This is a genomic window from Pseudomonas sp. 203-8 (genome assembly GCF_020708595.1).
Lineage (GTDB): Bacteria > Pseudomonadota > Gammaproteobacteria > Pseudomonadales > Pseudomonadaceae > Pseudomonas > Pseudomonas aeruginosa.
This window is the reverse complement of the sequence record NZ_JAJFDF010000008.1, coordinates 1-11673: the sequence shown is the minus strand read 5'-3', so window position 1 is coordinate 11673 and position 11673 is coordinate 1. Positions and strand designations below refer to the sequence as shown.

General features: G+C 66.9%; 10 protein-coding genes and 1 tRNA gene. 5 read left to right on the top strand and 6 right to left on the bottom strand.

Going from position 1 to position 11673, the window contains the following annotated elements:
* The first annotated feature begins 1 nt into the window (after position 1).
* Together LJF27_RS18970 and LJF27_RS18965 are read left to right on the top strand one after the other, a co-directional pair.
* Positions 2-1216 (top strand): CynX/NimT family MFS transporter, encoded by a 1215-nt coding sequence (locus LJF27_RS18970; protein ID WP_003118714.1) that lies wholly within the window; start codon positions 2-4, stop codon positions 1214-1216.
* 49 nt (positions 1217-1265) lie between these two features.
* Positions 1266-2198, top strand: coding sequence for a LysR family transcriptional regulator (locus LJF27_RS18965; protein WP_023089555.1), 933 nt, complete (start codon positions 1266-1268; stop codon positions 2196-2198).
* Here the strand turns inward: LJF27_RS18965 and LJF27_RS18960 are convergent.
* From LJF27_RS18960 to LJF27_RS18950, 3 genes are read right to left on the bottom strand one after another with little or no spacing between them, the layout of a single operon-like run.
* Entirely contained in the window at positions 2195-2479 is a 285-nt protein-coding gene (locus LJF27_RS18960; RefSeq protein WP_003106257.1) for an antibiotic biosynthesis monooxygenase family protein, read from the bottom strand. The two genes, LJF27_RS18965 and LJF27_RS18960, sit on opposite strands and share 4 nt — an antisense overlap.
* A gap of 33 nt (positions 2480-2512) precedes the next feature.
* The gene (locus LJF27_RS18955) at positions 2513-2920 is read right to left on the bottom strand and encodes a cupin domain-containing protein (protein WP_003112927.1); all 408 of its coding nucleotides are present in this window, start codon (positions 2918-2920) and stop codon (positions 2513-2515) included.
* 11 nt (positions 2921-2931) lie between these two features.
* Complete coding sequence (locus tag LJF27_RS18950) at positions 2932-3369, bottom strand: carboxymuconolactone decarboxylase family protein (RefSeq protein ID WP_003106260.1); 438 nt, start codon at positions 3367-3369, stop codon at positions 2932-2934.
* 126 nt (positions 3370-3495) lie between these two features.
* Here LJF27_RS18950 and LJF27_RS18945 point away from each other — a divergent pair, with 126 nt between their 5' ends.
* Positions 3496-4917, top strand: coding sequence for a PLP-dependent aminotransferase family protein (locus tag LJF27_RS18945; RefSeq protein WP_003106262.1), 1422 nt, complete (start codon positions 3496-3498; stop codon positions 4915-4917).
* 170 nt (positions 4918-5087) lie between these two features.
* On the opposite strand, the gene LJF27_RS18940 is transcribed toward LJF27_RS18945, so the two are convergent.
* From LJF27_RS18940 to gabD, 3 genes are all read right to left on the bottom strand, one after another.
* A complete protein-coding gene (locus LJF27_RS18940) occupies positions 5088-6287 on the bottom strand; it encodes an HDOD domain-containing protein (RefSeq protein ID WP_019725712.1) in 1200 nt (399 codons plus the stop codon).
* Between the two features lie 325 nt (positions 6288-6612).
* Positions 6613-7893, bottom strand: a complete 1281-nt coding sequence (gabT, locus tag LJF27_RS18935) for a 4-aminobutyrate--2-oxoglutarate transaminase (RefSeq protein WP_003106268.1) — start codon at positions 7891-7893, stop codon at positions 6613-6615.
* Positions 7894-8137: 244 nt separating this feature from the next.
* Positions 8138-9589, bottom strand: coding sequence for an NADP-dependent succinate-semialdehyde dehydrogenase (gene gabD / locus LJF27_RS18930; protein ID WP_003106269.1), 1452 nt, complete (start codon positions 9587-9589; stop codon positions 8138-8140).
* Positions 9590-10218: 629 nt separating this feature from the next.
* On the opposite strand from gabD, the gene LJF27_RS18925 reads away from it, so the two are divergent.
* Both LJF27_RS18925 and tssD read left to right on the top strand, forming a co-directional pair.
* A tRNA-Arg gene (locus tag LJF27_RS18925) sits at positions 10219-10295 on the top strand.
* Positions 10296-11550: 1255 nt separating this feature from the next.
* Positions 11551-11673 (top strand): type VI secretion system tube protein TssD (tssD, locus tag LJF27_RS18920; protein ID WP_034048843.1); only part of this gene is annotated, 123 nt, incomplete at its 3' end.

Below are 11673 nucleotides of genomic sequence, written 5' to 3'. Positions count from 1 at the left end.
CATGCCCACTGCCAACCCACCCGGCCGCACCCTCTGGCTGATGGCCGCCATCGTCCTGGTCGGCCTCAACCTGCGGCCCTCCATGGCCGCCGTCGGCCCACTGCTGAACGCCATGCGCGGCGAGATCGCGCTCAGCTTCGGCGCCGTCTCGCTGCTGACCGCCCTGCCGGTGCTGACCCTCGGCCTCGGCATGTTCTTCGGCCTGGGCATCGCCCGCCGCGTCGGCGAGTGGCGTTCGGTGGCCCTCGCCCTGCTGCTGATCGGCGCCGCCAGCGCCCTGCGCCTGGGCAGCCGAGGCCTGCCCGACCTGCTCGGCAGCGCCATGCTCGCCGGTCTCGGCATCGCCCTGATCCAGGCGCTGATGCCGGCCCTGATCAAGGCCCGTTTCGGCGCGCGCACGCCGCTCTGCATGGGGCTCTACGTCACCGCCATCATGGCTGGCGCGGCGCTGTCCGCCAGCGCCGCGCCGACCCTGGCGGAGCACGCCGGCTGGCGGCTCGGCCTCGGTGCCTGGGCGGCGCTCGCCGCGCTCGCGCTGCTGGCCTGGTGGCTGCAACCCGGCACCCGCCTGCGCCTGCCCGACGCGCAGCCGGGCAGGAGCCTCCTGCGCTATCCGCGGACCTGGCTGCTGGTCCTGTTCTTCGGCCTCGGCACAGCCTGCTACACCTGCGTGCTGGCCTGGCTCGCGCCCTATTACCTGGAGCAGGGCTGGAGCGCCCAGGAATCCGGGCTGCTGCTCGGTTTCCTGACGGCCATGGAGGTGCTCTCCGGGTTGCTCGCGCCGGCCCTGGCCAGCCGCTCGCGGGATCGCCGCCCGGTGCTGGTCGGGCTAACGGCGCTGATGCTGGCCGGCTTCCTCGGCCTCGCCTGGGCGCCGGCCAGCCTGCCGCTGCTCTGGGCGCTGTGTCTGGGACTGGGCATCGGCGGGCTGTTCCCCATGGGCTTGATCGTCTGCCTCGACCACTTCGACGCGCCGCAACGCGCCGGTCAACTGGCTGCCCTGGTACAAGGCGCCGGCTACCTGATCGCCGGGGTCTCGCCATGGATCGCCGGGCTGCTGCGCGACAGCCTCGGCAGCTTCACCGGAGCCTGGCTCGGGCTGGCCACGGTGGCGGCGCTGCTACTGGGGCTGGGCCTGCGCTTCGACCCGCGGCGCTATGCGGCACTGTTCGCCGAGCGGCAGGCGCGAGGCGTCGGCGCCGAAAGCTTGCGCTGAGGAAAGGGACGGGTTCTGATGGCGCTCCCGACGCCGTCAGGACGCCCCGATGCTGATCGCCAACGGCCTGCGCAAGGTCGACATGCAGGACCTGCTGGTCTTCCTCCAGGTCCACCAACGACAGAACCTCGTCGAGGTCGCCGAACACCTGAACCTCAGTCCGTCGACGGTCAGCTACTGCCTGAAGAAGCTGCGCCAGGCCTTCGACGACGAGCTGTTCATCGCCACCCGCGGCGGCATGCAGCCGACCCACAAGAGTCGCGCCATGCTGCCCCACGTGGAGGAAATGCTCGCCCGCATCAACGCCTGTCACGCCGCCCAGGGCAGCTTCGACCCGCGTGGCGAGCCGCGGACCTTTACCCTCTGCGCGCCGGAATACGTCGAGCTGCTGATCCTTCCGGCACTCCTGCGACGGCTCGCCGCCAACGGCCCGAGGATCGGCCTGGACATCCGCCGCCTGGGTCCCGAACTGCCCACCGAAGCATTGCTCGACGGCCAGGTCGACCTGGTCTTCGACTTCGGTCCCGAGTACCACCGACCGGCACCGGAGCTACAGGCGCTCGCCCTGTTCAGCGACGAACTGCTCTGCGTGCAGGATCGTGCCCAGCCGCGCCACGAGCGCCTGGAACTGGACGAGTTCTGCCGGCGCCGCTTCGTCTTCCCGACCCCGCTCGACGCCAGCAACGCCAACCTGGTGGACACGTGGCTGCGACGCCAGGGCCGCAGCCGCGAAGTCGCCGCGCGCGCCAACAGCTACGTCGCCGCCCTGCAACTGCTGTCGGGCAGCGACTTCGTGCTGATGCTGCCGCGACGTATCCACGCGCTGCTCGACGATGGCCGCCATCGCGCCTGCCTCGCACCGCCCGGGCTGCCGCCGTTCGCCCTGCACCTGTCATGGAGCCGCGCCGCCGACCAGGACCCGGCGAACCTCTGGCTGCGCGAGCAGGTACTGATCGTCTGCGCCGAGCTGGGTTTGCTCTAGCCTGCGTCATCCTGCACTTCGAGGCTCGCCGCCAGGGAGCGCCAGAGCACTTCGGCGAATACCTGCTGGATGCCGCCGGCCAGGTAGTCGAACATCTGCTGCGCTTCCCGCCACTGGCTGCACACCAGCCAGAGATCCGGCTCGAGGGCGTCCCTGCGCACCTGGTACTCCAGGCAACCCGGCGCCTCCAGCCCCGGTTCGACCAGTTGTTGCAGGCGCAGGCCAAGCCGTTCCGACTGACCATTGCGCGCGCGAATACGGATGACCTGGCTGGCGCTCATGACGGACGCTCCTCCGGGCGAACGAGCGACGCCTCAGTGGGCGCCGCGCTCCAGTGGCTTGAGGATCGGGTCGCCCTCCTTGAGCAACTCCCAGACCAGCAACTTGGCCGGCTTCATCGGATCGGGATTGCGTGCCAGCAGGTGCGGCACGTTCGCCGGCTCGTACCAGCTCTGGCCCACCGTGTAGGTCTCCACCGAGCCGCCTTCCAGTTGCGTCTGCACGGTGCCTTCGAGCACGTAGACGAACACCGAGCCGGGATGCACATGGGGCGCGGAGACCTGGCCGGGCTTGAACGACACCGTCAGCATCAACCCACGATGGCCGGGAATCTCGGCCAGGGCCTGGTCGTGCAGGGTTTCCACCTTCTCCGCAACATGGGCGCTGGCCAGCGTCGGCAGCGCGGCGAGCAGCAGGCAGGCGATCGATCGATTGGCCTTCATCGCCGTCCACCTCATTCCGGTTGCATGCCCATGCCGACGCCGAAGCGGTTCCAGGCGTTGATGGCCGAGACCGCCAGGGTCAGTTCGGCGATCTCCTTGTCGTCGAAGTGCTCGCGCAGTTCGTCGAGCAGGCCGTGCGGCAACGCCCCCTGGCTGAGGCGGGCGAGTTGCTCGGTCCAGGCCAGGGCAGCGCGCTCGCGCGGGGTGAAGTAGGGGGTTTCCTGCCAGACGCAGAGCGCTTGCAGACGCTGCTCGGTCTCGCCGGCCTTGCGCGCGTCGTTGGCATGCATGTTCACGCAGTAGGCGCAACCGTTGATCTGCGAAGTGCGCAGGTAGACCAGTTCGATCAACGGGCGCTCCAGGCCGGCCTTGGCCAGGGCCTTTTCCAGGCCGAGCATGGCGGCATAGGCGTCGGGGGAGGCTTTGGCCCATTCGAGGCGGGTGGTCATGGCGAATCTCCTTGGCTGATTGGCAGCCGCGAGAGTGGAAAGCGGCGCGGCATGGGGTAACACTAAGCCTGCCTTTGGCTTCCACGAAGAGCCAATTACCAGAAATACCAGGTAGCCAATTTCGCCATGGAACTGCAACTGATCCTCGACGGCCGCCACGACCTGGTCGGCCAGCTCTATCGCCAGCTGCGCGACGCGATCCTCCATGGTCGCCTGGCCACCGGCGATCGCCTGCCAGCCACGCGCTACCTCGCCGAACGCCTGGAAGTGTCGCGCAAGACCGTCAGCGAAGCCTACGAGCGCCTCGCCAGCGAGGGCTTCCTCGAAGGCCGGGTCGGCAGCGGCACCTTCGTCGCCCGCGGGCCCGCCGGGGAAGCGCCGCCGCAGCGCGCCGACGGTCCGTTGCGGCCGGCCGCGCGCTGGGCACGCATCGAACCGCAGTCCGGTCTGATGGACCAGCGAGCACCGCTCCGCTACAGCTTCGCCGGCGGCACGACCGACAAGCGCCGCTTTCCCTTCGATACCTGGCGTACCTGCGTGCTCCAGGCGCTACGCCTGCAACAGCGCTCGCCGGCGTTCTACAAGGAAACCGAAGGCGACCCCGAGCTGCGCCTGGCGATCTCCCGCTACCTGGCGATCAACCGCGCCGTGCAGTGCGACTGGAACGCCCTGATGGTCACCCAGGGCGCCCAGCAGGGACTCGACCTGCTGGCCCGGGTGATGCTCGACCCCGGCGACCTGGCGGTGGTCGAGGAACCCGGTTATCCGCCGGCCCGCGCCAGCCTGCTGGCCACCGGCGCCGAGGTGCGCGGAGTGCCGGTGGACGCCGAGGGGCTGCGCGTCGACCTGCTGCCGGACAACGCCAAGCTGGTCTACGTCACCCCGTCGCACCAGTTCCCGCTGGGCATGCCGATGAGCCTGGAGCGGCGCCTGCAGTTGCTGGACTGGGCGCAGCGCCACCGGGCGCTGATCATCGAGGACGACTACGACAGCGAGTACCGCTTCGACGGGCGTTCGCTGGAGTCGCTGCGCAGCCTCGACCGGAACGGCCAGGTGGCCTACCTCGGGACCTTTTCCAAGACCCTCTTCCCCGAGCTGCGCCTCGGCTACCTGCTGCCGCCGGCAAGCCTGCGCGAAGCGGTGCTGGCGGCGCGCAAGCTGGTCGACCGGCATAGCGAGACCTTGCAGCAACGCGCCCTCGCGCTGTTCATCCAGCGCGGCGACTTCGCCCGCCATACGCGCCGCCTGCAACGCGAATACGCCCAGCGTCGCGGGCGCCTGCTGGAACGCCTGCACGGCGACCTGAGCCCCTGGCTCGAAGCGCTGCCGGCGGTGGCCGGGATCCACCTCGCGGCGCGCTGTCGCGAACCGCTGGATGTGCTGCGCATCGCCCGTCATTTGCGCCAGCAAGGCCTGGAGGTCGGCACCCTGCCGCCCTTCTACGCGGAAACCCCGGCACAGGCCGGCTTCCTCTTCGGCTTCGGCTGCATCGAACGGGACGACATCGACCCGGCGTTGGACCTGTTGCGCGCCGAGCTGCGGCGCTAGGCGCGCTTCCGCCCATCCACGGCCGGCAACTCGGCGGCGCGCAGGTAGGTGCCGATCTCCCCGGCCAGAGGCTCGATTGCAACCGCGTCCCATGCCCAGCGGCGCATGACGCGTCGCGTTATCCGCCCTACGGGAGGCGCCGCCCCTTGCAAAGGCCCGGCGAGGACGGCTCAGGGCTGCAGCAGTTTCGCCAGTCGTTCGCCGTCCAGGCCGAGCATGCGGGCAGCCTTGCTCTCGGCCAGTTGCTCCGCGTCGTCCTCGGGCAGGCTGGCGGCCTGGCTCGCCAGGCTGAGGATCAGCTCTTCGCGGGAAAGCACGCCACCGAACTGGTACGCCGCAGCGATCAGCCGGCGCAGCTCCAGCGGCAGCCGCCAACGCGCCCGCAGGGCCGAGCCGAAGCTGGCGCCGAAACGCCCCAGCAGCTCGTCGAGCCGCGCCTCGTCCAGCGCGCCGCCGCCATCGCACCAATCCTGCAATGTCCGCAGCAGCGCCAGGTCGCCCAGGCGATGCAGCAGCCCTGCGGTATAGCAGCGCTCGACGTCCGCGCCGAGGGCGTCGGCCAGTTCCCAGGCGATGTCCGCGCAACGTTGCGAAAGATCCCAGAAGTGCATGGCGCGCTCGGCCAGTAGCGGCTCGCCGAGCTGGATGGCCCGCTGCAGACTGAAACCGAGCACCAGGTTCAGGCTGTGCCCAAGTCCCAGCCGCCGCAGGGCCTGGCCCAGGGTCTGGCAGGCCGGACCGACGTGCCGGGCGGCGCTGTTGGCGGCGGCGATCAGGCCAGCGGTGATCTGCGGATCGCGGCCGAACTCATCCTCCAGCACGCGCAGCGGATGCTCCTCGGCGCTCAGGCAACGATCGCTGGCGGCACGCACGTCGGCCAGCAACGGCGCCCCCTCCGCGGAGTCGCGCGCGCGTTCGAGGAAAGCCTCCAGGTTCTCGCCCGCGTCCCGCTCCGGCAGCGGACAGGCGACCACTTCGTCGCCCTTCAGCAACAACCCTCGCAGGCGTTGCATCAGGTTCTCGGCCTGGAACGGCTTCACCAGGTAGGCGGTCGGCGCCAGTGCCACGGCGGCGCGCACGCTGGCCTGGTCGGCGCGGTCGCTGATCAGGATGAACGGCTGCTCGGCGACCGAGCGGCGCAGGCGCGCTTCGCGCAGCAGCTCGAAGCCATCCACCTGCGGCAGGTTCAGCTCGGCCAGGATCAACGCGAAGCGCCGGCGCCGGCAATGCGCCAGCGCTTCTCCGCCATCGCCGCAGAGGACCAGCCGGGCATCGCAACGCACGCCGAGGACCAGTTGGCCAAGCAAGTCGCGACTCCAGGGGTCCGGGTCGGCAATCAGGATGACGGGGGCCTTTTTCGCGGCACTCATGGCGTTCCTCTTCGAACCTGGCGAACCGAGCGGGACGCACCAGGCATGACAGGCGGGCACGACACGGCCCGCGGGCACACAAGGGTATGACGGACGAACACGGTGCGCCTCTAGGACCTGTCCTAATCGCCACGAACGGAACGACCGGAGGAATGCGGGAGGATTCGTATGCGCCAGGCGCCCAAGGGTAACAGGCGAAAACCGTTCGTCGGGCGTTTCGCGGAAAACCCTGGCAGAAAAAAGAGGCTTCCGTTTCCGTGAAGCCTCTGAAAGAAAGGCCCGCGCGGACGCGCGGGCCTCGGGGGTATCGCTTTGCCGGTGAAGCTTAAGCGAGTTCGTCGAAGCACTCGGCCAGGATGGCCAGGCCCTTCTCCAGTTGCGCGTCGGGGATGGTGACGGGCATGAGGAAGCGGATGACGTTGTAGTAGGTGCCGCAGGAGAGCAGGATCAGGCCCTTCTCGCGCGCACGGACGACGATCTTGCTGACCAGCTCGGCGGCCGGCTTGTGGGTATCGCCGCCCTCGAACAGCTCGATGGCCACCATCGAACCCAGGCCACGAACGTCGCCGATCACCTTGTGCTTGGCCTGGATCTCGCGCAGGCCGGCCTTGAGGCGCTCGCCGACGGCTTGCGAACGTTCCAGCAGCTTCTCTTCCTCGAACACCTTCAGCACGGCCAGTGCCGCGGCGCAGGCGATCGGGCTGCCGGCATAGGTGCCGCCCAGGCCGCCGGGCGCGATGGCGTCCATGATCTCGGCCTTGCCGGCCACGCCGGAGATCGGGAAGCCGCCGCCGACCGACTTGGCGAAGGTGGTCAGGTCAGGAACGATGCCCAGTTGCTCGGTAGCGAAGAAGGTGCCGGTACGGCCGGCGCCGGTCTGCACTTCGTCGGCGATCAGCAGGATGCCGTGCTGGTCGCACAGGGCGCGCAGGCGCTGCATGAAGGACTTGGAGTTGACGTAGAAGCCACCCTCGCCCTGCACCGGCTCGATGATGATCGCGGCGATGTCCTGGGGCTGGGCATCGTTCTTGAAGATGCGCTCGATGCTGGCGATGGAGTCGTCCTCGCTCACGCCGTGCAGCTCGCAGGGCGCCAGGGCGCGGAAGATGCCGCCCGGCATCAGGCCCATGCCGGCGGAGTACGGGACCACCTTGCCGGTCAGGCCCAGGGTCATCATGGTGCGGCCGTGGTACGCGCCGGTGAAGGCGATCACGCCAGCGCGGCCGGTGGCGGCGCGGGCGATCTTGACGGCGTTCTCCACGGCTTCGGAGCCGGAGGTGACCAGCAGGGTCTTCTTCGGGAAGTCGCCCGGCACGCGCTTGGCGATTTCCTCGGCCAGCTCGATGTAGGGTTCGTAGGCCAGCACCTGGAAGCAGGTGTGGGACAGCTTGCCCAGTTGCTCCTGGACCGCGGCGATCACCTTCGGATGCAGGTGGCCGGTGTTCAGCACGGCGATGCCGCCGGCGAAGTCGATGTACTCGCGGCCTTCCACGTCCCAGACGGTGGAGTTCTCGGCGCGCTCGGCGACGACCGGGTGGATCTGGCCCACGCCGCGGGGTACCGCGGCCTGGCGACGCTTCAGCAGGGATTCGTTGGTCTTGCTCATGGCTTCCTCAGTGGCCGCTCATCGGGTCGGCCGGGTCAAAGGATGAAGGCGGGAAGGAAGCTCCCCAAGGCAGCATGCGATGATCGACTGCCTCGGGACTTGCAGGCCCGCCAGGGCTCGGAGCCGCTTCGCGATCGGCGACCGCGTCTCCCGGTTCGTCCGGTGCCACCACCGGCAACGTCGACACCGGACGGCGCAGCTCTTGCCTGCCGTCCGGCCCCTCCGGATGCGTTCCTCGCCGGGCTCAGATACCGCCCAGGCAGAGGTACTTGATCTCGAGGTAGTCCTCGATCCCGTACTTGGAACCTTCGCGGCCCAGGCCCGAGGCCTTGATGCCGCCGAACGGCGCCACTTCGTTGGAGATCAGGCCGGTGTTGATGCCGACCATGCCGTACTCCAGTTGCTCGGCGACGCGGAACACGCGGGCCAGGTCGCGGGCGTAGAAGTAGGACGCCAGGCCGAACTCGGTGTCGTTGGACATGGCGATGACCTCGGCCTCGTCCTTGAAGCGGAACACCGGCGCCAGCGGGCCGAAGGTCTCGTCCTTGGACACCAGGGCGTTCTTCGGCACGTCGACCAGGATGGTCGGCTCGAAGAAGGTGCCGCCGAGGGCGTGCGGCTTGCCGCCGGAAACCACCTTGGCGCCCTTGGAGACCGCGTCGGCGATGTGTTCCTCGACCTTGGCCACGGCCTTGGCGTCGATCAGCGGACCGGTGGTCACGCCGGCTTCCAGGCCGTTGCCGATGTTCAGCTTGGCCACGGCGGCCTTCAGCTTGTCGACGAAGGCGTCGTACACGCCGTCCTGCACGTACAGGCGGTTGGCGCAGACGCAGGTCTGGCCGTTATTGCGGTACTTGGAAATCAGCGCGCCCTCGACGGCGGCGTCCAGGTCGGCGTCGTCGAACACGATGAACGGCGCGTTGCCGCCCAGCTCCAGGGACACCTTCTTGATGTCCTGGGCGCACTCGGCCATCAGTTGGCGGCCGATTTCGGTGGAACCGGTGAAGGTCAGCTTGCGCACGATCGGGTTGCTGGTCAGCTCGCCGCCGACTTCGCCGGCGCTACCGGTGACCACGCTGAACACGCCCTTCGGAATGCCGGCGCGCTCTGCCAGTTCGGCCAGGGCCAGGGCGGAATACGGGGTCTGCGAAGCAGGCTTGAGCACCATGGTGCAGCCGGCGGCCAGGGCCGGGCCGGCCTTGCGGGTGATCATCGCCGAGGGGAAGTTCCACGGCGTGATGGCCGCGGTCACGCCGATTGGCTGCTTGATCACGATGATGCGCTTGTCCGGCTGGTGGCCGGGAATGGTGTCGCCGTAGATGCGCTTGGCTTCTTCGCCGAACCATTCGAGGAAGGAGGCGGCGTAGGCGATCTCGCCCTTGGCCTCGGCCAGCGGCTTGCCCTGCTCGATGGTCATCAGGCGGGCCAGGTCGTCCTGGTTCTCGATCATCAGGTCGAACCAGCGGCGCAGCTTGTTGGCGCGCTCCTTGGCGGTCAGCGCGCGCCAGGCCGGCAGGGCCTTGTCGGCAGCCTCGATGGCGCGGCGGGTCTCGGCGGCGCCCATCTTCGGCACGCTGCCGATGATCTCGCCGGTGGCCGGGTTGTTCACCTTGATGGTCTGGCCGTTGTCGGCATCCACCCAGGCGCCATCGACGTAGGCTTGTTGACGGAACAGCTTGGCATCTTTGAGTTGCATGACCTGTCTCCTTCGAGGAATGCCGTGAGCAGCGGGTCTACCTCGACTACCCCGCGTGCCTGGTTGTCTGGTTCGGTTGTAACCGGAAAGTGTTGCCTGCTGGTTATTCGAAAGGGCCAGCGCCCCGGTGTTCCATTTCCTGCGCCCTGTGCCAGCGGCGTCGCCGTTACCGGCCGGCCACCATGCGCAACGGGCGGACGCGGACGAACGCGACCGCCGGCAGGCGTCGGGGAGGATACGAAAGGCTCGTGCGGAAAAGGGATCGCGGACGAAACGCCACGCCGGCACCACGGCGGCCCGGCAGCGCGAAAGGCCGGACGAGCGACGGGCAGGTCAGAAAGAGGTCATTCCAGGGGCACGCGGCCGGCTGAACTGATGCCAATTCCCCGGTCTCCTGTTGTTGTGGCTTTGGGGGCGTTTGAAATCTCAAACGAATCCTAGGGCCACCACTGACAAAGGGCAATACCCCGTTCGATAAAATCAACGAAAGTCGGAAAATTCTGCTGCTTTTCTGAGCACATCCTCGACGGACGGTCATTTTCGTTCGAAATCACGAACGTACGCACATGGAATGGACTCCCGCCGACGAGATGCGTATGATTGCGGCCTGCCGCGCGAGCCGCGGCGCTGCATCCGTAGCTCAGCTGGATAGAGTACTGCCCTCCGAAGGCAGGGGTCGTGGGTTCGAATCCCGCCGGATGCGCCATACAAATCAAGCACTTACCAAAAGTCATTAGCCACAAGCCACCTCTCATGGGTGCATGGTGGGTGCAGTAAGCCTAAAGGAAAGCCCCGTCCTGAATCGCTCAGGCGGGGCTTTTTTATGCCGGCCAGCTCAAATGTCTGTCGTCAGTTCCAGCAGGGCAACCGGGTGGCCTGCGTCGCTCCCGGTAAGTTCGATCCCCTGGCGATTGGTCAGGCAAGGTGGGATTCTCCTCACTTCCCCCATTGGTGGTTGTGAGATAGCGCCGCGTTAGCCCATGGCTCAGTTCGGAGCCATCGCTGGTCGCGCCAAGGGGCGCACTTGAAATGCGCCCCCTTCCCGGTAACGCGATCAACGTTAGTCCACCGTTAGCCAACGTTGCTCCAACGTTAATGCCCGAGGCCGTAACTCAGCGGGGTCGCCGTCTCCACAAAATTGCGGCCACGGTCGCGCGATCATCTCCTGAAAAATCAGGGCATGTTCACTACGAATATTTTGTAGTGGCGGCTTCAGCCGGTGGCTGGAGTGAGAGTTTTACGAGACTCTCGTAATACCCCGAATCTGGGGGATTTTGTGCGTCCGAAATTCGGACGCACAAAACACCGACTGACGACGAATTTCGTCCGCAGTCAAAAGGACGTTTTGCGTACTTTTGAAGCCGGGTTTTCAAATGCGGGATATTCCCGTATTTGCGCTTGAACGCAGCGAGCCTTTGTCTGCAATGCAGGAGATCCAAAACCGGCGATTTGCCGGTTTTGAGGTCAGACTATCCGACTTCAAGCCGGCCACCCGCATTTGAACGGCGGTTCGCCCCCATTGGGGGAATACCGGCTGAGGGAGAGGTCACGCATACGGTGGAAAGGTGAGCTTGTACCGGCTGGGCTTGGTGAACGTTTGGACAATCAGACTACCCGTGCTGAAGCGTTGTTTGGATAGGGGCAGAGGCAGAAAATACTCCGACCATTCAGCCTCACAATCCAAAAGCCATTGTGCAACTTTTTGGTGGATAAAGCTGTGGATAGAACGCTAGGGAACAAACACCCAAAGGGCTCCGAGAGAATGCGCAACTTTTTGCAAGCGGTGTGCAAAAAGTTGCGCAATTTTCAGTGTTCTTCCCATGAGAATCGCCAGCCAATTTTTGGCTTCCCCCAATAACGCCTTGATGGAAAAGAGTTTCAAGACTAGTGGCACGGTTCTTGTCTAGCACCGATGCCCCCGGCATATCGCCTGGGCACTTTCAACGACAAGGAACGTATCCATGGCAACCCCCGCCTATATGTCCATCACCGGCACCAAGCAGGGCCTGATCACCGCCGGCGCCTTCACCGAGGATTCGGTCGGCAACACCTACCAGGAAGGCCACGAGGACCAGGTGATGGTC